Consider the following 25,330-nt stretch of genomic DNA (forward strand, 5'->3'; position numbering starts at 1 on the left):
TTTCCCTTCCAGCATGGCCAAAGCAAATCAAAACGCTTGGGACTGGTTGAATAACCCGCTACAAAACTCATAGCGCCAGGAAATTTTTGGCAAGAAACCTTCACCGTCAAACGTAATCGGGGTTTACCTTTTTAACAATCTTGATCGCGTAATTACCGTCCGATAAACCAATCTTGCCTTCAAATACCGGAACGGTCTGCGCTCTTAAGCGTACGGTATCCGGCATATCGACAGGTATCACATCGCCTTTTTTCAATTGCATGACTTCCTTAACCGTCATTTTTTTCTCAATCAGTAAGCTATCGAGTGTCACGGCCACATTCATGACACTTTTTCTCAGTAACTCTTGCCAACGCCCGTCCGTCTCGCCCCGATCGCTGATCACCTGGTCTAGCAATTCTCGGATCGGCTCGATCATCGTATAAGGCATGACGATATTGATATCGCCGCCCCCGCCATCGAGTTCGACATGCATCGTCGAAATCACGACAATCTCCGATGGACTGACGACATTCGCGAACTGCGGATTAACTTCGGAAGTCAAATATTCAAACTGCAACGCTAAAACCGGCCTCCAGGCTTCCTGTAAATCCTTAAAAATCATATCGATAAACAAACGAATCACCCGCATCTCAGTCGGCGTAAATTCACGACCTTCGACCTTGTTATAAAACTGCCCGGTACCGCCAAAAAAATTATCCACTGCGGTAAAGACCAAACGCGGCTCCATTACAATCAAAGCACGGCCTTTCAGCGGCGTAAATTTAACAATGTTCAGATTGGTCGGCACGAACAAACTCTGAACATATTCGGAAAATTTTTGTACCTGTATGCCCGAGATTGAAATCTCAGCCGAACGTCTCAAAAAATTGAACAAGGTAATTCGAAAATAACGCGCGAAACGTTCATTGATCATTTCCAACGTCGGCATCCGACCGCGAACGATACGCTCCTGACTGGTAAAATCGTACGTTCGAGCACCGGAGTATTCTTCTACATCATCGGTTTCGGTTTCGATTTCGCCATCGTCGACACCATGCAACAAAGCATCGATTTCTTCTTGAGAAAGCAGGTCTGCAGTAGACATAATTATTGCATCACAAATGAAGTAAAAAACACTTCCTTGACAGGCTGTTTACCGGTCATTTTTTCTAAGACCGCACTCACCTCCCCTTGCACTGACTGCCTAAGCGTCTCTTTACCTTCCCGAGAACTGAGTTCATCGGAACTTTGCGCGCTAATCAACATTAAGAGATTATTTCGAATCATAGGGTCGTGTTTTTTTAAGTCTTCTATGGCTTCTTGACTATCAACCAACAACGATATAGAGACCTGCATTAACCGCATTCTCGAACCAGTAGGAAAGTTTACTATGAGCGGTTTACTAAAATCGTAATAAAAAACCTCGGGCTTGGCTTCCGTTTTTTGTTCGGTCTCTGCAACGTCAGCCACATTCTCGGGATCATCACCGGCAAGAAAAAAATAAGCGCCGCCCGCGCCCGCCAATACCAGTAAAACAGCCAGTATGATGATAATGAGTTTTTTAGACGATTTCTTTTCGCCTTCCGCTTTTTGATTTTTTTCCGCCATATATATTTAACCTTTTATCTCAATTCATCATTGAGCAATAAACAAACCATAATTAACTTATAATTATAGATCAAAATCTTAGCCCGACACCTTAAAACCTTTACCATAAAAATGACGGTTTTCGGTTTTTTTCAGGCGACCATTCCATTAGCACAGTATAAAGTAGACTCGCCGCCTTCGCTCCGGGATATATACCTTTCGCACTTCAAATTTCGGCAGCACCTAAGGAGGCGCCGGGGTGTGCGGCAAAAGCTTTGCCAGCATGAATGCTGGCATAGAGACTTTATAGACGTATTCACCCAGCACCTAAATTCCATAGCCCGTTGGACATGGTTAATTGTCTTAGCTAATTTAGGTGCTGAGCCTTTGACGGGCACCTCGGTGCCGAATTTTGATCTACGATGAGTATAACGAGCCCTCATGCTTTGCCTTGTGCCGACATTTGGTACGCGTAGCGTACCCTACATTCACATTGAACTTTTAAGTGCTTCCGATAGAGGTGGGTGTTTTCAACTATTACCGCATATATCGCTTTTCCAAAACCCTATTTTTTGGCTATGTTTGCGTTAATAGTTGATACTTTTGAACTTAAAGCCAACATGAAAACCAAGGATACAAATCTGAATAACTTTCCTTTTTCAATATCGCGCCAATGGTTGAAAGGAGGGAACGGTTGCTCGATTGACAGGTGCCGGCGGCAGGGATAGCCGCCGTCAAGCCTACATGGACGTATTCACGGCGTCCTGTTAAGCGAGTTACCGAACCGCCCCAAAGCCTACTACTTGTATAAGTTATTTTGTGCATATTCCTAAATGGCTTATTCAGCAATAAAGGAAATTATTTCAACTGCTAACGCAAACATAGCCTATTTTTTCGTCACTCGTTCCGAAATACCGGCGCCATAACTTGACGACCCCCCGACGGTTAAACCCCAAAGAGGCACCAACTTAAATAGAAAACGCGTCATGCCGTCAGGGATTCACTCCGGACTATCCTGCCCGGTGCCCTTCGGGTAAATGCAAATCCGTTCCATACCGTTTTGTGGCGGAATCCAGTGCCACGGACGGCAATGCTTAGCTTCACATCCATGTAACCAGGATATCGGCAATCCATGCCGATATGACGAATAAAAGTGTCAAATGCACCATAGAATAAGCACTAAGTTGGCGCTTATGCGGTTAAACCCTAGTTTCTATAAAATATTCGATAAAATACTGCTATCGACCTTGATCATATTTGCGCCGTGAAGTCTTAGGTAATCGCAATATTTATGCCGACCGGTTATTATTTGGTGCAGATTACAACACTGGGAACTGCATTTGAACACCATGCTTTGATAACAGGATAAACGACTTTGATTAATCCCCACCGACTTTCCACGCAACTACTTCGCCATCTCTATCGGCATTCAACCAGGGCTTTTGCCGTCCATTGCGTACATACCTCGCTTTTTGCGGCCTATCTTTGGTTCGAACTTCCTTTAACGATTTGGGGGGCATGGCTCGCTTTTGCATTGCTTGGCGGCTTTTGGCATTGGTATCGAAGCAGCAGAGCGCTCCGCCACATTACCGAGGATTCAATAAAGGGCGACTCTATCATGCCCGACGTCATAGCGGCAGGAGTAGCTGGATTTAGTTTTGGTATCACCGCGATACTGTTTCCATTGTTATCGCTTCACACTTGCTTATTTATCTTCGTGATGCTAAGTGCGATCGCCGCAGCCGCGATGCCTAGACTCAGCACGTTACCGTCAGTCTACGCGGCATTCTTATTCGGGATAATGGCGCCGCTAATTTCCATTTTAATCGTGATGGATAGCGAGCCGAGCCTTAGTACCATTCCGGCTGTATTGATAATGGGTTGTAGCCTCTTTTATTCGGCACGCCAACTGCACAGCGATTTATTGGATGGTTTGCTTTCTCGTTTCGGACTGGAAAACGAGGCAGGAGAAGATAAATTGACGCACCTTGCCAATCGCCGCCGTTTCGATATCGTTCTGGAACAAGAATGGTTGCATGCGCTTCGATCAGGGACTCCGCTTTCATTGATCATGTTGGATGTGGATTTTTTTAAGAAATTCAATGATCGTTATGGTCATCAAGACGGCGATGATTGCCTCGAGCAAGTCGCAGGCGCGCTTGCTCAATCCGCCAAACGTGCAATCGATCTAGTTGCTCGTTATGGCGGAGAAGAATTTGTTGTATTGCTTAGTCAAACAACTCGTGACGATGCTTATACAATGGCCGAGCGAATGCGACAGGCCGTCGAGCGCCTCAATATTCCTCACCAGGACTCAACGCTAAGCCATGTGACCATCAGCCTCGGAGGATATACGACTTTTGCCGGGGAAGACATGAAATCCGAAGACTTAGTAAAAATCGCCGACAAAGCCTTATACCGCGCCAAAGCAAACGGGCGGAATCGAGTAGTATGGTACGATCCTAATTTAGATGGAACTAACGAAGAGTGAAATCAGGAGATTTCCGGCAAAAAGCACACCTATTGACGAGTCTTTATGCTTGTAAGCCGCTTTAGTCGAGCCTTGATAAAATCAATTAAGCGAGCCGATAGCAAGTCATTCGATATTCCTAGATCAATAAGTCAGGCCGCCCTATCTTGACCTCAAACAATTCAACATCTACGTAACCCAACACTGACGGTCACGCAAAGCCATGGGACCGGAAAAATTCTCATATCAGCAAGTTCGGCCGGCCCAAATCCAGATCAATCAACTGAACATCTATGGCACCGACCTCTATTCCCAGTAGACGCAACAACGGATCCAAGACCGAGGTTCCAAGCCCGGCCAAAAGCGGCTGTAATAAACTGCTGAGAACAATAGACAAAATATAATTAGCATTTATACCGAGAGCACTAAGCCCGTTTAGAACAAGCCCCCCCAGACCACCAAGCATATTCACGTTGACGACCAATCCTTTATCCAATTCGGCAAAACCATTATTAAGACTACCGCCCGTGTCACTCGATAACCGCTGCATCATCGGCAAGGCATTGGGATCATTTACATCCACATAAAAAGTCAAATCCCCTTCATCGGGCTCCAACGGTAAATTTAAACCAGCGGTTACGTTAGCCACTGAAACATTACCCAATAATCCGAGATCAACGACAACCCCAATATTTGCAGGCGGGGCAGCAATCGGAGGACCATCATAGTCCGATATTGTTACAAAAACATTGGCGATACCTGGCTGCGCGCCGATGGACACAACAGACGTAGTGTCAATCGCGTTTCTGCATTGGACGCTGTCCAACCACGCCTCGCCCTGCGCTATCTGAACATTCAATCCCAAATCGACGCTCAATTGCAGCAGCGGAACATTAACACTGGCAGACACATCGGTTTTCAATCGTACTTGAGCGGTCTTCGCTTTAGTTCTCCAATCTCCGTCTTCGTTTTTACCTGGCGGGCCGATAGCGATTTGCGGTGGCTCTATCACCATCAGTTCAGTATTTACTGTTATCAAGCCAGGTATTCCCGTATTCAGAGGCAAAATTATTGCACTCTCGCCATTGGCGACCAAAGCCGTCGTGGTAATCAGATCGAGCAAGTTAACACCGACTGAAGCCGCTTCTTCCACATTCGTCGGAGCGGTGGTCACATTCAAAACCTCGCCTAAGGTCAACGCCAAATCGGAAACGGAAGCCGCGATCAAAGTATTCATAGCTGCGGAAACCCCGGCATCCGCAACACCGGAAGCATTCACCGCATCCGCATAGACCTGCAATAACTCACTCGCACTCACATCAGCGTTTAATAGCTCCTGAACAGTCCCTGCATAGGCAGCGGCGTCTACCAAGTCCAAAAGCTTCACATTGGTCGCGGCAATCCCTCGATAGGCAACCGCGTCGAGACTCACGGACGAACCGAGAACCCCACCCAGCAAATTATTCAATAACCCCGCATCATCATCATTGAGCGACACCAACAGACTACCGACGGAAAAACCGGCCAACGCCTGCCGTTCAGCGACTGCTGTCGCCTGTAGTGTAGCCTCGCGGCCGAGCAAACCACCGGCAAACAAACTCGCTGGCACAGTATTTCCGGCCGTCACCTGAACCGACATCGACGACTCGGGGTCAGCTTGTGCGAAATTTCTGATGCCGCCCGTCCCTACTGAGACATTGCCTAACAATACATCGAGCGTTCTAGCATCCGCGATCGAATGATTATTACGTGCGGCACTGGTCTGTGCCGCCGCCTCCGCGAGCGCTAAAGTTCCGTCGCCGCAACCGCCAGATTGAGATGAGGCATCCAATGCCGCCATGTCGGCAACCAGTTGCAACCGGCGGTGTTCCAACATCAGCCTTCCGGTATCCACCGCCAATGCCGTAAAAAGGACAGAGAGAAACAGAACCAATCCGCCTAGAATTCCCAAGGCACCGCGTTGACGAGGCGGCGTACCTTTATGGAATGGCATCTCTAACCTTGAAGTAAACGGCTTAGTAGTCATGAAGTGTTCATCAATTTTTTAACACAGGCGTGTCTTTAATCTTACTCCCTTTTGACCGAAAAAACGTTTAAGAACGAAAAGGTGCGGGGTATGCCTAGCGAGGATGTCGGCAGCAGGGCAGATTTTGCTCCATGCAAAATCTGCATTCACGCCATCCTTGGCGTTCGATCTGCCGTCAAGCCCTCATGGACGGGTCTACGGCGGTCTTCGATAGGCATACCCCATACCCAACAAAGTTGAACGATTATTCAGTAAGAAGGGAGTAAAAAGAGCAGTTGGCATGCGCTGTCGACAGTTCGTGCCAAGCCAAGTAGCCTAAAGACTCTGTAGCACATTCACCGTTAGGCGTCATTCTATCTCAACGAGCACCATTACCCTCGCCATCTTGCTTACTCTTGTAGAATTCCGGAATCGGGTGTTTAAAGCTATCGAGATAACGTCGGTAAATGGCGTCGGCAACCGGACCCGATACCGTTTGACGCGAGGTGGAAGCCGCAAGACCGCTGCTCTGCAGTTCAAGCCAGCGTCGAGTTTCCTTACCCGAAGACCGCTCCGAAGATGATTCCGCAAACGTAATAGAGGCGTTTAATAACAACACAAGCCCCCCCCCGGTTATAATCGTTTTTTGCAACTTCATTGAATCCCACCTATGTTTTTTAGAGTTACGCATCACAATAAGCCCTGCTCACGCAACATATCAATGCGGCCTGAAGCTTTAAGCGTTGCTTTGATTTCTTCGGCTTGAGCACGAAGTTGCACCATCGTTTCCGAATCTATTTTCATATGCGTCGAGAAAACTCGAATCTCCTGCTCCTTGTCCATCACCGACAATAGCAAGACCATATTGCTAGCCGCCAACCGATCGCCACCATCCAATTCCAAGGCTGTCAAAAACTCGTTACGCGCCGAGTCAAACTGTCCACCAAGCAATAAAGCATAACCCAGATCATTTCGAACTCGAGTATCGACCGGCAACTCATTAGCGGCTTTTTGCAAAAAATCGATGGCCTCATTAATTTGCCGATTCCTTCCGGCTATCAAGCCGAGTCCATGGTAACCCTTCCCTACCATGCAACTTTCCAGTAATTCCCGATATAAGGTAGCGGCCATTTCCGAACGCCCCGTCCGACGCAAGATTTCCGCGCGCAAATAATTGGATTGCAATGAAAGCGACCGAGCATCATCCAAGTGTGCCAATGCCGCATATAGTTTTCCGCTATCCATGAGCTGGCGAATCAAATCTAACTTGACATTTTGCTTCGGCTCCGGATCTTCTCCGCAAGACTTCGCTGGCTTGTAACTTATGGGATCATCATGAATTGCTTTAGTCGGCCAATCCGGCAACGACCAGCCGCATCCGCTCATTACAATCACAGCGATGCCAAGCAAAGCTCTGTGAAACGCAAGCTTAACCATAAACATTCAACAACCCTCGAGCAAGGGCTAGAAATCCCGGCCCCGCGAGAAAAATCAGCAGTGCAGGAAAGAGAAACAGCATCATGACGACCGACATTTTCGCCGACAACCGGTTAACATACTCTCGCAATGCCGACTGCTGACGAGCGTCGATCAGCTGTGCAAACTTTACCAATGATTCGCGAATATTCCCACCGTGTTTGGTCACCTGCTTCAAAATTGCAACGGTATCGGTCAATTCGGATACCTCTAGCGGCGCCGCCATATCACCAAGCGCTTCGACGCGATCATGTCCGGCATCGATGCGCTGTAAAGCCACAGCTATCTCCTCGGAAAGATTCGGCATCAACACACGTCCCTCAGCATTCATTACCCGTAACGCGTGTTCGGTCGAAAGCCCGGCCTCTAACAACATGCGCAACAAGTTGATCGCGACCGGCATTTCCCGGGACAAAGCATTACGGCGCGCACTAGCCCGATAGCGCAATACATAGCGGGGACCTAGATAACCGAATGCAATCGCAAAAAAAACCATCGTTAATTTTTGTACAACGGTCAGATAACCTACCGTGAAAATATAAGCACCGGCACAAACTACCGCGATCATCGGCGCCAACCACGAAATCGACAAAAAAAGCATACGCTTCCGAGCAACATACCAACCCGCTTGTTTCAATAGCCGGGTGATTTCTTCCTGATCGTCACTAGAGAATAATTTTCCCATCCCGCTTTTATTCATGCGTTCGATTGCCGACAATATCCAACCTTCATCAGCAATATTATCTGAGCTCATCCCCGATTTGAGTAAGGCCTGAAAACGTCGCTGCGAAGCATTGGAAGCGCCATCCGAGCGAAATGAAGCCCACAACATCAAAACGCCGGACAAAATCAAAAGTAATGCGATTGCCCAATATGTCCACAATGTCACATTGCTCTCCTAGATACTTTTGATCATTCGCCACAGGGTAAATGCCCCTGCCAGTTGCAGACCTATCGCAATCATCAATAGAATTCTGCCGGAAGCATCTTGCCACATCGTTTCGAGATAGCGGGGGTTCATCAGCATAATATAGACGGCCAAACTAGGCGGCAGTAAACCCAATACCCAAGCCGTTACTCTAGTCTCGCCGGTCAGCGCCCTTAATTCGCCGCGCGCCGCTTCACGATCATGGATCATTTTAGCCACATTCTGAAGCATATCCCGAACACTGCTACCGTAGCTGCGGTTGATTCTGATGGACAGCGCTAACAAGTACAACTCGTTGATGCGATAAAGATCGGCGGCTTCCTGTATTGCCTCGCCCAAATCGGCACCCAATTTGCCGGCACGAAGCACTCGAGTGATAATATCTTTAAGGGGCGCGGGCGTTTCATCCGCCGCCAGACTCAAGGCCCCTTCCATGCTGCGGCCGGTACCGAGACCGCGTAACACCTGATCGAGAAATAACGGTAATTGCGCCAAAATTAGAACGATCCTTTTTTTCGCTTTATGCAATAGCCATAGATAAATCAAAAGCATAATGATAATAGGTGTTGACAATGCAATCGCCAGGCCTTTCCAAAGGCCCACTAGGAAAACAATCATCATCATGGCTAATAAACCCGCCAACACCTGCTGACTTTTCGCGTCTATTCCTGCCCGCCAGAACAGTTGTTCAACCCAAGGCCAGGCATAACGTCTTTCAGGCTTCAAAACCGACGCTTCGATGCCGGACGATTCGACCATACGCCGCGTTACCTTCTCAACAAACGCATCACGCTGGCTTTTTTGATACATAAACAAAGCCAAGGCAAACATGGCTATAGCTATAGCAAAGCTCAGCATGCTGTTACTAATCAAACGATTGACCTCCTTCTTCCGGAAACAAACGACCACCATCTATTTCGAATTTTTGACCGGACGGACGGGAACTGCTTGTCGAAAAATTTTTATTGACCCTATCGAACCTAAATAGCTCGTTCAGTCTAAACTGCCCTTCATGTAAACCATCCACTTCTGCGATTGAAATGATACGGCGCGTTCCGTCCGAAAACCGAGCGATTTGAACAATGATATCGATCGCACATACGATCATTTGCCTAAGTATTTCCGCTCCTCCTTGAAAGTTCGCCAAGGCCGCCAACATCTCCAGGCGACCTAAAGCGTCCCGAGCGCTATTGGCATGCACCGTACTCATCGAGCCGTCATGGCCGGTGTTCATCGCCTGAAGCACATCCAATACTTCTTCGCCGCGCACCTCGCCCAGGATAATTCGATCCGGCCGCATCCGCAAAGCATTACGAACCAAATCTCGAGCCCTCACCTCGCCCGAGCCTTCGACATTAGGTGGGCGCGTTTCTAGGCGAACGACATGATTATGACCGAGTTGGAGTTCCGCTGCGTCCTCAATGGTTACAATTCGCTCTTGCTCTTCGATGAACCGGCTCAAGATATTAAGCAACGTGGTTTTACCGGACCCTGTTCCTCCGCTCACCAAAATATTACAACGATATCTAACCGCTTTTCTAAGAAATTGCAGCATCGCTTCGTTAGCCGTCCCATAAACCAACAAATCGGACTCGCGTAGCGGGTCCTTGCGGAATTTGCGCACGGAAAGGCAAGGGCCATCGATAGCCAACGGCGGTATGATCGCGTTAATCCTGCTACCATCGGACAAACGCGCATCCACCATCGGACTCGACTCATCCAACCGGCGTCCGAGCGGTGCGATAATTCGCCTAATCACACGTAGCACATGGTCGTCATCGATGAACCTTAGATCGGCCTGCTCTACCTTTCCATTACGTTCTAAAAAAATATTTCGGGCGCCGTTTACCATGATATCGCTGATTTGGTCGTCCGCGAGGAGCGATTCAAGTGGACCGTAACCGGTCAGCTCGTTAATCATCTCTTCGGTCAGGTCATCGAGATCGTAGCTCGTAACGGCCAGTTGTAATTGAGCGGCATACCGCGATACATGATCATGCACATAATTTTCGATTTGCTCGTGACCCCATTCATTTAATGGAACATTGTCTTCTTCAACGCAATCGATCAAATAACGATGCAAGGAATACTTGAGATCCTGATAAGTTTCGGTATGTTTAAGACTGTAGTCATAGAGCGGATATTTAAGTCCCATTCTAAATGCCTCTACTTAACACTAAACCAAGAAACCAGATTTTTGAGAACCCCATTGTTTTTATTTTCTTTTTTAACCTCGCCGAGATCACGACTCATGATCTTCTTCGCTAACTTTTTAATCGCCAGGGTATAGGGATCGCGGGGCGCGCATTTGAATAAACTTTCACCGGAATTCATCATGCTCAATCTGGCCATGCCGGAGGGCGGCAATGTCGTCTGGAGCGGCAAACCGAATCCGCGCGATAAACTTTCGGCATCCGGAGGCAACTGAGGAAGATAACGGTCGACGATTAACTCAACGGAATCCATTGGAATCTTATGTTCGATCATTTTCTTTACTAATTGCATATTTTGCTTACAACTTGGTACGCTCTGCTCAACGAGCACCAGGGTATTATCGGCATTACTAAGCAGTAAATAAAGAAAATCCGATCTTGGAACACCGCCGAGATTAAGGATGATCCGAGAGAAATAACGACGCAGCATACCGAGCAAGACATAAATATCCGCGGAAGTAATTTCACTCATCGCGCTTTGCTCTTCCGGTAATGCCAATAAACTCAGACCGCTCTCATGTTTGGCGAAAGCGCTATCGATTAACATCGAATCGAGACGACGTAGACTCCTGACCGCATCGCTAAAACTGTAAGGCGAATTGAGCCCGAGATAAGTCAAAGTATCGCCGACGGGATTCCCAAGATCGAGTAGCAGCGTATTGCGTTCTGTTTGTTTGCCTTGCATGGCCAGAGCGAGATGAAGCGCCAGCATGGGCGTATCGGCCCCTGGACGGGCGCTGACTAAAGCGGTAATTTTACCCAACGAAGCCGTCGGCACATTGGGAGCCGGTGCGCGATTTTGTAAGCGTTGAACCAAGTTAATAACTTCACCGGGGCGGCTACCAGATACAATATAATCACGCGCACCGGCGCGCATGGCCGCTAGCAACATCGCATTATCGACATGGTCGGCCATCGCGATCACCGACAATAATGGTTTAACCGCAACCAAACCCTCGATCAGCGCGGTATCTTGCCGTAGCGACAATTCCGTCAATGCCACAAAAACGACTTGTGCACCGGTCAAATCGAGTATCTGTCGCACGCGTTCCATAGACGGCGAATCGGCAACAACCACCTCGCCTTCTTCACGAAATACAGTTTGCAACCAACGTAGGTGCTCCTGATTATTGGTGACAGCAACGTAACTGTGTTTGCGTATGATCGTCATGTCGTTATTTCGAAAAGCCCGACCGTGCGGGAGCCTTGACCTTAAACGAGCCCGACTCCAGGAAGAATGTTTGAAAAAAATTCGGGTCGTATTGTCGGAAACGTTCACCCGGCATCGCCGGTAAATCGGCGCCCTTCGCGAGTGGCTGCACCAAATGCGGCGTTACCACCATAATTAACTCCCTATCGTTGCGATCAATATGTGTGGAACGAAAAAATGCGCCGAGAACCGGAATATCGCCTAGCCATGGGAATTTATCGACACTCGCCAAGGTATTCTGACTGACTAAGCCGCTAATCACGAAACTTTCGCCATCACCCAGCGAAATACTGGTATCGGTTCGGCGAACGCGCAAGGCCGGCACCGCGACGCCTCCGCTTTGGATACCGGCGGTAAAATCCAGCTCACTGACTTCGGGCGCGACTTTTAAAGCGATACGGTTTTGATCCAGCACTGTCGGCGTCAACGACACACGCACCCCAAACTCCTTGAATCGAATGGTATTACTGCCGGACTGCGCGCCGCCCTGGGGAACGGGAATAGGAAATTCGCCACCCGCTAAAAAATTGGCGCTTTGCCCGCTCATCGCCATTAACGAAGGTTCGGCCAGTGTATAGGCAAAACCGTTGTTCTCAAGTATGGAAACCACACCGAGAATGCCTTCGCTGGCATTACCGTAAAGAAAATTGAAAGCCTGGGCATGAGGAAAGAAGCCGCTACTAAGCAAAGAAATCGCACCTTCGCCGGCAGATTCAAAACTGCCGACACCACTCAAATTTCCCGGCGTGGAGAGGGCCAAGGTTGTGTTCGCGGTATTTCTTCCGAGAAATAGACCGGCATTCTGCATGCGTCTGCGGCTGACTTCGACAATTTTGATATCGATCTGCACTTGCGTATCGAAATCCAAAGTCGTGGCGTCAATTGTGGATTCACTTTTTTCACTCAACGCTTCGAGCGCTTGATGATGCGCTTCGAGCGATTCACTTTTGCCGGTTAATTTTAGCTTTTCACCGGCTTCCGAGACTTGTAAACCAACTTCTTCTAGCTTGTCAAGCGCATGCCTTTCCAAACTAGCGGATGCTGTGACCATTAATTCCGTTTGAAAATCCGGCGCTGTAGAATCCATACCATGCCAAAGCATCAAATTCGTCACGCCCGGTTTTTTAGGCGTGATCAACAATTGCCGGTCGTCGATGACATCGATATCGGCAATTTGCGAATCGCCAACGGCGATACGTTTAAATCCACTTAAATAACGGAAGCTATGTTGCTTACCCATTTCGATATGGATCGTAGAATCGAAGGCATAGGCTAAATGAGTCGCACCTAAAAGAGTCGCAAAAAATACAGCTTTGAAAAAGTTCATCTTGGCAATTGCCTAACCCATCTTTGTAATAATTCTATTCGATAAGGCACGTTAACGCCCCAAGGTCAAAGTTTCAATTGAACTCCCTCTATGTACAACAATACTTCCTTGGTCCCGAGAACTGATGCTTTCGACATGAGCAGTCGACAGCGCCGATCCAGGTCTAAGCAAATCACTTAACACCCTATAATACCTACTCTGCGGGTCTTGTTCGGATTCGGCATAAGAATAATCGATATCGTTTGCACCAACCTCGGCGCTAGCCGAAACCTTAGCTCCCTGTTGGACGCCCCGTAGCGCCAGCCTAATCTTGCCGCCGGATTCGGCGAGCATCAGTATCGACGCATCGGACACGGCGACGGCTAATACGGCAGTCTTGCTTTTTTTACCGGTAGGCTCTACTTTCTTAGACTGCCCGGTAACGGCTTTGATGCCGCCGCTACTTGTTTCTGGCTGGCGACCACCGTCCTCATCAGAGTGCTGATCCGGCGACTGCAGCATATTGCCGAAAGCCAGCACGCGCACATCCGTTAAAACCACTTGGGCCGAACTATTCGGACCCGTTTCACGATCTGCCCGCAAATAAAGAAGCACATCAACGTGATCTCCCGGCTCGATGAAACCGCCTGTCCCGGTGACTTCGTCGACCTTAACAGCTACCGCCCGCTCCCCATGATGAAGGCTCAGCGCCAGTTGACTATAAGTCGGGAAATGTCCGGACATCAGCATTTCCCCCGTGGCGATATCGACTCTAGGTCTGCGGCCAACAATAGCGATGCCTGTAGCGTAAGATCGAACAGGACGGGTCGGCACAAGCGAGGTAGTCAAATCATCCTCAACAATAGCCTGCCCCGCCGGAATATCCCGCGCGGCGAATACGACCGCCTCGCCTTTTGGCTCTTCCGCCTCGACGCGCACGACTTCTTGATTGGGCGGTTGATGCTGACTGGCTCGATAACCGAAATAACCGATCGCAATAGCACCGATCGCCAACAATAAAGCGAGTACTCGTAAAACCGTACTACTCATGTCACCTCCTCCATCGACCGCGTCAGTCTATTTTTAATTATGATACTTCGACCGTTATGCGAATTATCCCCAGTAATCAGCCAGGCGTTTTAACGAGTACAAACATCAATTCGTTTTGAGCGCTTCGTCCGCGCCCCGGAGAATACTGAGGAACGAGCATGAAATAACTTCGACAACTGTCGGAAGGAAGTTGGTGGCTCGATTGACAGGTATCGGCGGCAGGGCAGATTTTTGCTCCTCGGCCATTGCTCCTGCATTGCCCTAATACACGCCATCCGTGGCGTAATGCAAAATCTGCATTCATGCCATCCTTGGCAATCAGTCGCCGCCGTCAAGCTTACATGGACGTATTCTCCCAGCACCTACTCCCTTCTTACTAAATAATCATTCAACTTTGTTGGCTATGGTTCGTTCCCTTGGATAATTTAGGTGCTGGGTTCACGGCGCCCTGTCAAGCGAGTCACCGAACCGCCGCAAAGCCTACTACTTGTAGCAGTTATTTTGTGCATATTCCTAAGGGACATAATTATATACTATTTGAGGCTTTATAATTTGTGTCCCGTAAGTGATCAGCAATTCCCAATTTGAAGATAAAAAAGGGTGCGGGGTATGCTTGGCGAGGATGTCGGAGGCAGGGCAGATTTTTGCTCCTCGGCAATTGTTCCTGCATTGCCCTAATACACGCCAAGGATGGGTTTACGGCGCTCCTCGACAGACATACCCCGCACCCTGAACACGGCGAAACCTCTTAAGCTGGGAATGGCTGGTAAGTGACGCGGCGGCTTTTTAATAAAAAATGGAGTGATGAAACTTGTTAGAATTATGAAAGAAGACACATTGCCTAGCCGGCCGCTCATAGCTGTACGGAGGCCCGCCCGGTTAAATGCTGAGGCAATCTTGGCACCGCGCCGATTCCGGGAAAGACTAGAATCGGAACCAATGGATTATCCGGATAATCCATAAAACTAACCGTTACAGTCAATAAACCACTTGCTGGGTCGAAAACCACCTGAACATTCTGATTACCTTCCCCTAACACCGCTACATGAGCGGCGGGCGGCAGCCAATTTAATAGCTCACCTACAACGTTACGAACTCTAGGCGCCACACCGTTTTGAATGTAATCGTCAGTACTACCGAATTCGGTCGATTCCACAGCAACGGCCGACCTGGCGCCTGAAGCCGCCGCATGCTGAAACGCCTGCAACATCAAAAGTGGCATCGAATAACTGACGATGGCATAAAACAACGTAAAAAAAATGACGAACAACAGCGCCGCCTCAATGGCTGCCGCTCCACGCTGGATACGCAAGCTACTTGATAATGGCTTAATAACGGTCCGTTGACGAGGCGTCTGTTTCATCGAAAACTCGCTCATCCGAGACTGTAAAAGAATTTTGGCCAAGACATCATAAAAAAGCCTTATTCGCTATGAAGTGCACGAAGATAACGAAAAAAAGAATTAGCACTTCAATGAAATAAATCTTCATATTCTTCATGCCTGTTTTCGTGGCATCGAATATATTCACAGTTTGGTAGGCATCTCTCAAAGCTGCCGGCCGTTCCCACGCTATTGAAAAGACATGCCCTGTGAAGCCAAGCAGGCCGGGTACGGCAGACGCCCAGCCCGAACCGCATGATTAAAACGGCAATGGCGCCGAGCCGGAACCGAACCCGAACAAAGCCACAAGAAATCCGGCTGCCAGCGCCGAACCGAACGGTAGGAATCTGCCTTTCGGTTCGGGCACGCCGGCAATGGAGATACCCATGCGCGACAACGGCAGCTCCAACAGAAAAAACCATCGGTACGCCGCCAGCCACAACAAGGCGACTCCACCCGCAAAAAAACTCGCCAAGGCAAACGTAATCAATGCCGCGTCGAAGCCGCCCAGCAAGCCCATCGCGGCAAAGAGTTTGACATCGCCCGCGCCGAGCTTCTTCAAGACATAGCCGGGCAAGGTCAAGGCCAGCGCCAAGGCCCAACCGGCCAGCCCTGCCGTCCACGGCACACCCAGCCAGCCTTGCCCGGTCACGGCATAAGCCGCCAGCGCCGCGCCCTGCGCACCGAGCGTCAGACCATTGGGTATGCGGCGCTGAATTAGGTCATACCCACCGCAAACAAGCGTCCATAACGCTACCAACCAATAGGGTAGTGACACTAACGTTACTATAACCAATGGCTGAATCTAAACCACTGAATTCTTGACCTTAACCTCCACCTCCAGCCGGTAACGCACCTTGAATTTGGGTAAATAAATTTGCAACCGCCGTATTAATAGGATCTACAAAAGCAATCAACGCCAATGCAACCATGGCTGCAATCAACGCATATTCAATTGCGCTCGCACCTTCTTCATCGTGCAGAAACTCGCCCCACCATTGTTTGAATTTAATGTTCATTTTTAACCTCTCCTTGGGCTATCAATTGACATTGCCCAATTTAGTTATTGTTGAAGGCTAACGATTCCTTTCGACTTTTTACGTCTTAACCTAAAACGCTAGATTAATTCGTTAGTTAATTATTATTCTCTTCCTTGCTAGCCATAGTCACAGAAAACCGTTAAAAAAAAGCCCGGCTTATTCACAGTTCTTAACTATTATTTGTTTAACAATTTAACGATAACTGCTAACGCGCCTTTCTTTCATCGACCAAATCCTGACAGGCTTTATGAGCCCATAACATTGGGCTTCTTGATTTATCAAATGCTTCAGATCCGCCGGTAACCATCATCAGGACAAGCCCACCTATCATCCGCATCCGGCAAAACTAGGCATTTATCTCGCATTAGATACTATAGCCGGCTCCGAGGACTTAACGCACAAGAGTCAAAATCCTAACCCCCAAACTCCGCCTGGTCAAGCTATTTCCTATCAAAAAACTCAACTTTTAGACTGTTTTCCGAGTTCACGTTGCGAGCGCTAAAGTAGCGCCGCGTCTCAGCGCGCACAACGTTAGAGAGCAGCAACAGCCCAATCAAGTTGGGCATGGCCATTAGGCCATTCATCAGGTCCGAGAAATTCCACACCAATTCCAGCTGCATCGTCGCGCCGATCACGATGACAGCAACGAAGACAACGCGATAAAGCACGATGACTCGCGCGCCGAGTAAATATTCTACGGCTTTTTCGCCGTAATAGCTCCAACCGATCAACGTCGAAAATGCGAACAATACTGTCGCCAGCGCGACGACCAGCGTTCCGGCGCTACCCAGCGTCTCGGCAAAACTCAAGCTAGTCAGAACCCCGGCACTGACACCTTCAGTCCACGGTGTCGCGGTTAGAATAACCAGCGCGGTGATCGTACACACCAGCAAGGTATCGATAAACGTTTGCGTCATCGATACCAGAGCTTGCTTGACCGGATCGCAAGTCCGCGCGGCCGCGGCGGCTATCGGCGCCGAGCCGAGCCCCGATTCGTTGGAAAACACCCCACGCGCCACGCCGAAGCGGATAGCGGCGGCGATAGTTGCACCGGCAAACCCGCCGCCCGCCGCAATCGGACTAAAAGCGTGATAAAAAATTAAACACAACGCGTCCGGTACTTCACTGATATTGATCGCGATAACGGTCAGTGCGGCACCGATATAAAGCACGATCATGAACGGCACCAACATTGATGTAAATCGACCGATGGAACGAATGCCGCCGATCAGCACGAAGCCGGTCAACGACATCAATACAATACCGGTCGCCCAGGGTTCGACGCCGAAGACCTTGTCCAGCATGACCGCGACCGAATTAGCTTGAGTCATGTTGCCGATGCCGAACGCCGCGCCGGCCGTGAACAACGCAAACAGCCAACCCAACCAAGGCAGCCCCGCACCCTTGGCAATGTAATACATCGGGCCGCCGCGCATGCCATGCTTACCTTGCTCGCGGTATTTAACCGCCAATACCGCCTCGGCATACTTGGTCGCCATGCCGACGATGCCGGTCATCCACATCCAAAATACCGCGCCCGGCCCACCCAGTGTGATCGCGGTTGCCACCCCGACGATGTTACCGATACCGACCGTGGCCGCCAATGCGGTGGTCAAGGCAGCAAAATGACTGATATCGCCGACCCCCTTGTGATCCTTGTCGAAAATCAATTTCAATGCGTGGCCGAGCGCCCGAAATTGCAAGCCGCGCAACAGAATCGTCAAATACAGTCCGGTACCCACCAACAAAATGAGCATCGGCGCGCCCCAGACCCAGCCCGATAAAGTAGCGACAACATTTTCGAAGGTTTCCATGGATATTCTCTTTATTGGTATTCGGCTTAGTTCGCGTCCAAGGATTGCATATTCCGGAACGCGGCAAAGAGTTTATAGAGCAATGCTTTTTCACTTTCGATAATACGGCCTCGTAAAGCATAAGGGTATTGTGTCGTGCAAGCAGCGGCGATATCCATGCAATATTTCAGAATGCTTCGAGTCCGCACAGGATCGGTCGATAGCGCCGAGACGACGACCATTTCGTTCAACGCGTCGAGCAGTCTTTGCTGCGGCCGTTGATGTGCGAAACGTTCTAAAAAATCATTCGCGTCATCGGTCGATATCAATGGAATTCCCGCCGCACGGTCAAGATGCGCGATGTGTTCTATGGTAAATTGATACAGCAATGCCAGCTCGGCTGGTTGATTCTCGCCGTCGGCCCATATCATTTCAATTAGCGGGATAAGATCTAGGAAATAGTAATCCGAAAGTTTAAGCTCGAACTCTTTTGCCAATAATTCAAAGTTATTTTGTTTGTCGTTACTCATAGGGCAACCATTATGCCAGTCCAATTGAAATGTTAATCCAGCTTTAACATTTACCTATTATACCTTTCACACTTCAAGTTTCTTGGCAAAAACAAAATGTTGGGGACGGGTTAAATAACCCGCCCCGCAGAGGGATACCATGTTTTCTCGCTTTCGAACCCTGCCCAACTAACTCGCAAAATACGCAGCATTCTTCAGGCATAAAAAAACCCGCGCCCATGAACTGGGCGCGGGTTTTTTAAATCGGTTTAGATAACCGTTACTTCTTCGGCTTGCGGTCCTTTTGGGCCGCGTGTAATTTTAAACTGAACATGCTGGCCTTCATCCAGTGATTTGTAGCTACTGGTGCCGCTCAGGATATTCCGGAAATGAACGAAAACGTCCGGACCTTGTTGTTGTTCGATAAAACCGAAACCTTTATCTGAATTAAACCATTTAACGGTGCCGGTAGTCATTGCTGCAGTATTCATAGTAGTCCTATAAAATTTTTAAATTAAAACCTTAAAAAAGGCGGGTAAAGCTGATAACGAGGAAATTACTATATGAAAAACAGGACGAATAACTACTGAAGAGACATCGAAATGGTAAACAAAGGTAAATCTAGTTTTCTAGCTGGGGCCTATTGTAGGCCGATTATTAGCATTGTCAATTTAATTCTGGAAAATCCGTCGATTTATTCTGTTTCCCTAGATTCTTCGCTCGTCGTCGCTCGCTGAAAATCTTGGAAACGGAGCGCTAGCGAAGTGAAGATTTTTAGTCCCCGATAGCCGTAGCGCCGGGTGTTTTGCCGGAGTCTGCGCGAATAGCGCAGGCGGAGGCAAAATACAAGGCATCGCGACACGGCGTAAAGCCATTTGTGGGAGTGCTACGGAGCCGCATCGAGTTGACGATGATGTGGCGTAGTGGCACGGACGCAGGGCGAATCGGGGCCGCCGAAGGCAATAATCGCCAAGTCATTTTTCGCTGCTGAAATCGGACGGACCCCATTTCAGCTTTCGCGAAAAATCTTGGCGCGCTTGTATATGCTGATTGTCGCCTAACGCTCTTGTCTTTCCCTCTCCTAGCGTTAGGTGAGGGACGATCTGGAAATCGCTCCCACAGAGCATTCGGAACCCCTTGTGGGATCGACGCCTTCGTCGCGGCTATCGAAGCCGCTAACGCTTTAACACCAATAGCCTTTCCGGACGGCACGACCATTTATACCTTTCGCACTTCAAATTTCGGTAGTGCCTAAGGAGGCGCCGGGGTGCGCGGCAAAGGCTTTGCCAGCATGGAGCTGGCATAGAGCCTACATGGATGTATTTACGGCGTCCTTTGACGGGCACCCCGGTGCCGAATTTTGATCTACGAAGGGTATAGCGCTGGAAAGAAAAATAGCGAGCCCGAAAGCCTGACCGATTTATACTTCGCGCGGCCATGTTTGCGGATTTTATGACAATGGTATTTTGTTCGCGAGCAAGGCTCGAAAACAGGCGCATAGCAAGCTATGTAACTGTTTTCGCAACGCAGCTATCGAATAAAAGAGCGCGTTAGAAAGCTGCAAATGTGGCCGCACGAAGTATATGGTTCAACGATCCGCTAACATCGAAATTATCGGCAACTGAACGCCTTGACGCTGACGGAATCCAATCAACGGTGTGATGCCTTTCGATAACAAAGCATTGACTTGAGTCTCGTTCAATAATGTTTCGGTGCCGGGCTGCAAAACCGGCTCATCATCTAAGGTATAACTAAATACCGGCACATCGCTCATCAATAATGCATCGTCAGTATCTTCTTGAGCCATTCTTATCAGCGCACGAACGCATAACAGGGCTGGATTTCCCCATAGCAGTTCATTCCGGACGGGGACCTCCGAACACTCTTCAAAAGCCAATGTTTCAATTGGATCACGCTTCAATCCGTAAGGTAATCTCAATAAGTAGCGAGGATATGCCAGCACCACGCTATCGGCATTAATCTCGCTACGGTATCGAGCCCAATCGCCGTCTTTTTGAGATTCCCCTAAGATAGCGTTATCGATCAATGACTGGTCAGCAGCGCCCAGAAAACAACCGCCGCAAGCTGTTGCCGTAGCGCTCAAAAACTTAAGCAATTCACCATCTTCAGCACTGTCGGTAAAGCTAAAATCGCCGACCAACAATACATCCCGCCCTTCGTCGTCCAATTGAACATGCGCCAATAAGTGCTGTTTAAACTCGCTGCCCCCTTCATTTACAGCGGCCATTAATTCGGCTTGACTGATATCGACTAAAAAGAAGCGTTGTTCGTCCGCGTATTCTTCATTGACTAATGCTTCGGTGGCTCGCCAAAGGGACTCGAGGCTTTTAAAGTCCTGCCGTTGCAGTAGGTTTCGCAAAAATTGGCTGATTGTATTTTCGATCACAACAATCAAAGTCTGATACTGCGGACTTACATCCTTGGTTATATAGGCCGACACCACCCGTTCGATCAATCTTTCCACCGTATCGGCTTTATCGGTCTTTGGCTCCGGCGCTTTGCCCAACAAACGCTGCAAGGTATCCGCTTCAGTCTCGACATCGACTTGCTGCGTTTGGGCCAAAATGTTTTGATTAGGGTCGGTTTGATTGAACGATTGAATTTTCGCCGCAGCCTGCGCCGCCGTTTTGGGATTACTCAACGCTTTTTTTAATTCCAGCAAGTCAGCCAAAATTCGGATTTTGTTAAACCAGGCATCCGGATGAAAGTCTTCGATCGATTCAAAATGCAATATCAAACCTGAGTCGAGATTGAGCGACGGCATGATTTGAGTCATTACCTGCTCAAATGTATCGCTGTCGATCCTTTTAATATTACGTTGACTCCATGCAGCATCTCGCTTTCCGGAAAAGTCCCCCAACACATAAATTCGATAGGCCTTAGCGTGTTCTTTTTTAGATGCTATGCCCCGGGCATTAAATCCCATCGTAAAATCAATTCTACTTGACATGCTTTTTCTCCCAACCCGACCGACAAAACCGGACAGTAGCAGACACGGTTTCATCAGACAAGCAATCAAATCGAATCATTTCTTTACGGTACGCGAAGCTCTGAAACTAAAAAGAGCAGCGTATCCTACAATTCACTTTGAATTTTGATCCGCGAGGGTACATGCCGAAGTTATTGTGTCCGATACAGTTTTTTGGCGAGTTCTACGCGTTCCGCAGCCGTTGCCGGGATTTTTTTAAGCTTCTCGACGGCTTCCAATCGGGGTAAAAGTCCTTTTTTATTAGCTAATTGAATGCTTAACCCGGGGCGAGCGTTGATTTCGAGCATCAGCGGACCGAGTTTCGAATCCAATACGATATCGACGCCGATATAACCGAGCGAAACCAACTCCTTGCAACCCGCCGACAACAGTAAGATTTCCTCCCAATTCGGCAAGTTTAGTCCTGTAATCGTATTCCCTGAATCAGGGTGCGCATCGATCATATCGTTTTGCCATACGCCGGTCGTGGTAACTCCTTGTTCGATATCGATACCCACACCAATCGCGCCTTGATGTAGATTGGCCTTACCGTCGGAAAGCCGAGTTGGCAAACGCAGCATCGACATCACCGGAACTCCCATAAAAATAATCGTCCTGATGTCGGGAACGCCTTGATAGCTCACTAGATCGAAAACCGGATCAAAATCGACCCGGTATTCAATCAATGCGACATCCGGTTGCCCGCCCAAACTGTACATGCCGCTCAATATATTGGAAATATGATGGCCGATTTCTTCCTCGGTCAACAAGGTGCCGTTCAGTTTGCGATAACAATTCTTGCTGCGACCATTGACAACGATAATCCCTTCGCCTCCGCTGCCATGCGCAGGCTTGATTGCAAACTCGTCGTAGTTTTTGAGCTTTTCGGCTAAACCGGCAATTTGATATTCCGCTTCAATGACCGCATAGAGTTCGGGGACGGCAATGCCTGAAGCTTGTGCGAGCTTTTTAGTTCGCAGCTTATCGTCGACCAACGGATAATATTTACGCGGATTGTAACGCAGTATATAGTCGCCATTACGCTGATTCATCCCCAATAAACCGACATCTCTTAGCCGTTTCGAGGGGCGTAAATAGTTTTTCCAAGACATGCGGCTATCCTTTTATGACGGAACGAAACCGCCACAGCTCAGTTAGGCGATAGCCGGTATAGCGGCCTAACAATAAGGTAAACGCTAGAAACGTCAATAATAATTCGGGAAATACAAAAATAAGATGCTCGAGTACGGGATGCGACATCAGCAAATAACTGATCGACGCGATGAATAAGCTGCCGATACATTGCTGCAGCGCCTCTGAAGGCCCGTGTTCTTCCCAAACCAAGGACATTCTTTCAATCGTCATCGAAATGATGACCATCGGGAACAAAGCGACCGACAAGCCGCGATCGATACCCATTTTATGACTCATCAAGCTTAGCAACGTCATCAATATCACAACGATGATCAGCACACTCGCGAGTCTCGGCACCAGCAGCAAACGCAAATACTCCAAATAAAAACGCAGCATTAAACCGAATGCGATTAGCAAACCAAATAAAAAAAGCCCCCAAGACAAGCCGGTCTCTCGAAACGCCATCCCGATCAAAATCGGCATGAACGTACCGAATGTTTTAAAGCCGACGACATTTCTCAAAACAACGATCAACAAGGCGCCGATCGGCATCATCAATAAAATCCGGTAAACATTTTGTGTTTGAATCGGTAAATGAAATAGCGAGAACTCCATAATCGGCGAATCGATTTTACCGATACGCTTTTGGGTTACCGCTGCCAATCCAAGCGACTGCTTATAAACCGAAAAGTCGATCTTTTCCGATCGCCCTCCTGTCACTTTCAGTAAGGGCGCGCTTCCGTAATACCAAATGATTGAATTTTCGGGAAAACCGGATGCCCCCGAATGCGGATCAAAGGTCAACCATTGTTCACCGTTATGCACCTGAAGCCAGGGCAGCAGCTTACTGTGTCTTGCCCCATCTTTAAGCATCAGGATGTTAACTTGACGAGTCGGAATCCTCGCCCCATGCAAAACATCGATCACTCGCTTCATCCAAGCTTCGGGACCGGTCGCGTCTTTTTTAATGATTTTTACATTGTCGTCGGGACTTGGCGCATTCAACCTTCGCAATAACTCTTGAGTAAAGGATTTGATATCCGCCGATTTGCTTCTGACATCGTCCAACAATGCCGAAACGGCCGTCTGCATTATCTCCGGATACTCGGGTTCTTCAGGATAAGGAACTTTTTTATCGATAAAAGTTTCTTTGTCCCCCGGAACGATTTGCATCCGGTAATACAACGTCTGTTCGCCTGCCGGTCGCCGAACCGCCCATTGAGCGATTCGATTATGATTGACGCTTTCAAGGGTAAGACCGTATCGACCTGAAACAAAGTTTTCATCCAAAAACATATATCCGGGAATTTGTTTCGGCAACATCAAATCGACTTTGGAAGGGCCGGGAGAAGGTTTATAGCTTACCTTGGCTTCTACAGCCCAAATAATCTCATCCTCGACCGGTAACAAAGGTAGATTTAGCTCTGTAACTTTGTAATAAGTGACCGCAACGCTCAATCCGACCAGGATAAGCGCCAAAACATTGACATGAAGGTTTTTCAAAACGATTGCCGTATTAAATAATTGTTGTTATAGGGCCTAAGATCAGAAAGAAACGATACCGAATTATTCTTCCAAGACCGGCTCCGGAAAACCAGGGGAACAAATAATATTTTTTAATTTTTTCGAGTGTTTATGCGTCACGCTTGGATCAACAACGACCTTGTTTTCCAGAAACCTACGACCTAGCAAGACCGGATAAATATAGTTGCCTCGGTCAGCTAGTGTGAACTCCGTCTCGTAATAATTCGAATTCATACAAAACCCTAATTCCACAACGAAACGCTTCGCCGATTCCAGTTTATGTCTTTTAATTCGCGTTTCCCTCACAACCGGCAGCTCTACAGTAGTCGCTTGAGCTTTTTTTTCCAAACCTTTCGGCAATGTAAAACGAATCCAGCTTTGCTCGTCCCGCTCGAACTCTTCAACATTTTTAGCATGGATCGAAGAGGTTCTCGCACCGGTATCAAGCTTTGCTCGAAACCGTATTTGCGCCGGAGATAGAATAATGTCTTCCACCCACCCTGCGATAATTTTTTGATCTTCATATGCGCTGGCTCGACCCAAAGGACTTAACATGACCAACACAATGAAAAGGCTTATACCAATATTTCGTTTCATCATATTTTTCATTAATAATCATATAGTTAAATCACCCATAAAGAGGGACTGATGCAGCACAATGTTTATAGCTTGTTTTTCCCATGAAGGGAAGAGAATTGAGCGCTTTATGAACCGTCCCAATATCACAGATAAA

At 48.3% G+C, this 25,330-nt stretch carries 22 protein-coding genes; 1 reads left to right on the plus strand and 21 read right to left on the minus strand.

Translation table 11 applies throughout. The features are described from left to right. Positions 1-106: 106 nt before the first annotated feature. Complete coding sequence (fliM, locus tag ACINK7_RS16290) at positions 107-1,087, minus strand: flagellar motor switch protein FliM (protein WP_404356850.1); 981 nt, start codon at positions 1,085-1,087, stop codon at positions 107-109. 2 nt (positions 1,088-1,089) lie between these two features. Beyond that, positions 1,090-1,590, minus strand: coding sequence for a flagellar basal body-associated FliL family protein (locus ACINK7_RS16295; RefSeq protein ID WP_404356852.1), 501 nt, complete (start codon positions 1,588-1,590; stop codon positions 1,090-1,092). 1,597 nt (positions 1,591-3,187) lie between these two features. On the opposite strand from ACINK7_RS16295, the gene ACINK7_RS16300 reads away from it, so the two are divergent. Further along, positions 3,188-4,060 (plus strand): diguanylate cyclase, encoded by an 873-nt coding sequence (locus ACINK7_RS16300; RefSeq protein WP_404356853.1) that lies wholly within the window; start codon positions 3,188-3,190, stop codon positions 4,058-4,060. A gap of 220 nt (positions 4,061-4,280) precedes the next feature. On the opposite strand, the gene ACINK7_RS16305 is transcribed toward ACINK7_RS16300, so the two are convergent. The 19 genes from ACINK7_RS16305 to ACINK7_RS16395 all read right to left on the minus strand — a co-directional run bounded on the left by ACINK7_RS16305 (position 4,281) and on the right by ACINK7_RS16395 (position 25,197). After that, on the minus strand, positions 4,281-6,032 hold the full coding sequence (locus ACINK7_RS16305; RefSeq protein ID WP_404356855.1) for a TadG family pilus assembly protein: 1,752 nt from the start codon (positions 6,030-6,032) through the stop codon (positions 4,281-4,283). Positions 6,033-6,423: 391 nt separating this feature from the next. After that, the gene (locus ACINK7_RS16310; protein WP_404356857.1) at positions 6,424-6,702 is read right to left on the minus strand and encodes a DUF3613 domain-containing protein; all 279 of its coding nucleotides are present in this window, start codon (positions 6,700-6,702) and stop codon (positions 6,424-6,426) included. A gap of 32 nt (positions 6,703-6,734) precedes the next feature. Continuing rightward, positions 6,735-7,487 (minus strand): tetratricopeptide repeat protein, encoded by a 753-nt coding sequence (locus ACINK7_RS16315; RefSeq protein WP_404356859.1) that lies wholly within the window; start codon positions 7,485-7,487, stop codon positions 6,735-6,737. Continuing rightward, positions 7,474-8,409, minus strand: a complete 936-nt coding sequence (locus tag ACINK7_RS16320) for a type II secretion system F family protein (RefSeq protein ID WP_404356861.1) — start codon at positions 8,407-8,409, stop codon at positions 7,474-7,476. The genes ACINK7_RS16315 and ACINK7_RS16320 overlap by 14 nt, the downstream gene beginning before the upstream one ends. A gap of 9 nt (positions 8,410-8,418) precedes the next feature. Then, positions 8,419-9,321 (minus strand): type II secretion system F family protein, encoded by a 903-nt coding sequence (locus ACINK7_RS16325; protein ID WP_404356863.1) that lies wholly within the window; start codon positions 9,319-9,321, stop codon positions 8,419-8,421. Further along, complete coding sequence (locus ACINK7_RS16330; protein ID WP_404356865.1) at positions 9,314-10,603, minus strand: CpaF family protein; 1,290 nt, start codon at positions 10,601-10,603, stop codon at positions 9,314-9,316. The genes ACINK7_RS16325 and ACINK7_RS16330 overlap by 8 nt, the downstream gene beginning before the upstream one ends. A gap of 11 nt (positions 10,604-10,614) precedes the next feature. Next, positions 10,615-11,832 (minus strand): CpaE family protein, encoded by a 1,218-nt coding sequence (locus tag ACINK7_RS16335; RefSeq protein WP_404356867.1) that lies wholly within the window; start codon positions 11,830-11,832, stop codon positions 10,615-10,617. A 4-nt stretch (positions 11,833-11,836) separates the two neighbouring features. Further along, positions 11,837-13,198, minus strand: coding sequence for a type II and III secretion system protein family protein (locus ACINK7_RS16340; protein WP_404356869.1), 1,362 nt, complete (start codon positions 13,196-13,198; stop codon positions 11,837-11,839). A gap of 51 nt (positions 13,199-13,249) precedes the next feature. Next, complete coding sequence (cpaB, locus tag ACINK7_RS16345; protein WP_404356871.1) at positions 13,250-14,227, minus strand: Flp pilus assembly protein CpaB; 978 nt, start codon at positions 14,225-14,227, stop codon at positions 13,250-13,252. 853 nt (positions 14,228-15,080) lie between these two features. After that, positions 15,081-15,590, minus strand: a complete 510-nt coding sequence (locus ACINK7_RS16350) for a TadE/TadG family type IV pilus assembly protein (RefSeq protein WP_404356873.1) — start codon at positions 15,588-15,590, stop codon at positions 15,081-15,083. A gap of 277 nt (positions 15,591-15,867) precedes the next feature. Next, positions 15,868-16,386, minus strand: coding sequence for a prepilin peptidase (locus tag ACINK7_RS16355; RefSeq protein WP_404356875.1), 519 nt, complete (start codon positions 16,384-16,386; stop codon positions 15,868-15,870). 49 nt (positions 16,387-16,435) lie between these two features. Further along, a complete protein-coding gene (locus tag ACINK7_RS16360; RefSeq protein WP_404356877.1) occupies positions 16,436-16,627 on the minus strand; it encodes a Flp family type IVb pilin in 192 nt (63 codons plus the stop codon). A gap of 461 nt (positions 16,628-17,088) precedes the next feature. After that, positions 17,089-18,462, minus strand: a complete 1,374-nt coding sequence (locus ACINK7_RS16365) for an alanine/glycine:cation symporter family protein (RefSeq protein WP_404356879.1) — start codon at positions 18,460-18,462, stop codon at positions 17,089-17,091. A gap of 26 nt (positions 18,463-18,488) precedes the next feature. Next, the gene (locus tag ACINK7_RS16370) at positions 18,489-18,971 is read right to left on the minus strand and encodes a hypothetical protein (RefSeq protein ID WP_404356881.1); all 483 of its coding nucleotides are present in this window, start codon (positions 18,969-18,971) and stop codon (positions 18,489-18,491) included. Positions 18,972-19,219: 248 nt separating this feature from the next. Beyond that, entirely contained in the window at positions 19,220-19,426 is a 207-nt protein-coding gene (locus ACINK7_RS16375) for a cold-shock protein (RefSeq protein ID WP_026130375.1), read from the minus strand. Between the two features lie 1,112 nt (positions 19,427-20,538). Further along, positions 20,539-21,921: a type VI secretion system contractile sheath domain-containing protein gene (locus tag ACINK7_RS16380; RefSeq protein WP_404356883.1), complete on the minus strand. Its 1,383-nt coding sequence runs from the start codon at positions 21,919-21,921 to the stop codon at positions 20,539-20,541. 170 nt (positions 21,922-22,091) lie between these two features. Further along, on the minus strand, positions 22,092-23,051 hold the full coding sequence (locus tag ACINK7_RS16385; RefSeq protein WP_404356885.1) for an alpha-L-glutamate ligase-like protein: 960 nt from the start codon (positions 23,049-23,051) through the stop codon (positions 22,092-22,094). Positions 23,052-23,055: 4 nt separating this feature from the next. Continuing rightward, entirely contained in the window at positions 23,056-24,576 is a 1,521-nt protein-coding gene (locus ACINK7_RS16390; protein ID WP_404356887.1) for an inactive transglutaminase family protein, read from the minus strand. Between the two features lie 63 nt (positions 24,577-24,639). Next, positions 24,640-25,197, minus strand: coding sequence for an ATP-dependent zinc protease (locus ACINK7_RS16395; RefSeq protein ID WP_404356889.1), 558 nt, complete (start codon positions 25,195-25,197; stop codon positions 24,640-24,642). Positions 25,198-25,330 lie beyond the last annotated feature (133 nt).

The sequence above is a fragment of the Methylotuvimicrobium sp. KM1 genome (assembly GCF_044788715.1).
Classification (GTDB): Bacteria; Pseudomonadota; Gammaproteobacteria; order Methylococcales; family Methylomonadaceae; genus Methylotuvimicrobium.

Bases quoted from the DNA above. Each gene is read 5' to 3' on its own strand.
- fliM (WP_404356850.1), bottom strand. From the start codon at position 1,087: ATGTCTACTGCAGACCTGCTTTCTCAAGAAGAAATCGATGCTTTGTTG.
- ACINK7_RS16295 (WP_404356852.1), bottom strand. From the start codon at position 1,590: ATGGCGGAAAAAAATCAAAAAGCGGAAGGCGAAAAGAAATCGTCTAAA.
- ACINK7_RS16300 (WP_404356853.1), top strand. From the start codon at position 3,188: ATGCCCGACGTCATAGCGGCAGGAGTAGCTGGATTTAGTTTTGGTATC.
- ACINK7_RS16305 (WP_404356855.1), bottom strand. From the start codon at position 6,032: ATGCCATTCCATAAAGGTACGCCGCCTCGTCAACGCGGTGCCTTGGGA.
- ACINK7_RS16310 (WP_404356857.1), bottom strand. From the start codon at position 6,702: ATGAAGTTGCAAAAAACGATTATAACCGGGGGGGGGCTTGTGTTGTTA.
- ACINK7_RS16315 (WP_404356859.1), bottom strand. From the start codon at position 7,487: ATGTTTATGGTTAAGCTTGCGTTTCACAGAGCTTTGCTTGGCATCGCT.
- ACINK7_RS16330 (WP_404356865.1), bottom strand. From the start codon at position 10,603: ATGGGACTTAAATATCCGCTCTATGACTACAGTCTTAAACATACCGAA.
- ACINK7_RS16335 (WP_404356867.1), bottom strand. From the start codon at position 11,832: ATGACGATCATACGCAAACACAGTTACGTTGCTGTCACCAATAATCAG.
- ACINK7_RS16340 (WP_404356869.1), bottom strand. From the start codon at position 13,198: ATGAACTTTTTCAAAGCTGTATTTTTTGCGACTCTTTTAGGTGCGACT.
- cpaB (WP_404356871.1), bottom strand. From the start codon at position 14,227: ATGAGTAGTACGGTTTTACGAGTACTCGCTTTATTGTTGGCGATCGGT.
- ACINK7_RS16350 (WP_404356873.1), bottom strand. From the start codon at position 15,590: ATGAAACAGACGCCTCGTCAACGGACCGTTATTAAGCCATTATCAAGT.
- ACINK7_RS16360 (WP_404356877.1), bottom strand. From the start codon at position 16,627: ATGAACATTAAATTCAAACAATGGTGGGGCGAGTTTCTGCACGATGAA.
- ACINK7_RS16365 (WP_404356879.1), bottom strand. From the start codon at position 18,462: ATGGAAACCTTCGAAAATGTTGTCGCTACTTTATCGGGCTGGGTCTGG.
- ACINK7_RS16370 (WP_404356881.1), bottom strand. From the start codon at position 18,971: ATGAGTAACGACAAACAAAATAACTTTGAATTATTGGCAAAAGAGTTC.
- ACINK7_RS16375 (WP_026130375.1), bottom strand. From the start codon at position 19,426: ATGACTACCGGCACCGTTAAATGGTTTAATTCAGATAAAGGTTTCGGT.
- ACINK7_RS16380 (WP_404356883.1), bottom strand. From the start codon at position 21,921: ATGTCAAGTAGAATTGATTTTACGATGGGATTTAATGCCCGGGGCATA.
- ACINK7_RS16385 (WP_404356885.1), bottom strand. From the start codon at position 23,051: ATGTCTTGGAAAAACTATTTACGCCCCTCGAAACGGCTAAGAGATGTC.
- ACINK7_RS16395 (WP_404356889.1), bottom strand. From the start codon at position 25,197: ATGATGAAACGAAATATTGGTATAAGCCTTTTCATTGTGTTGGTCATG.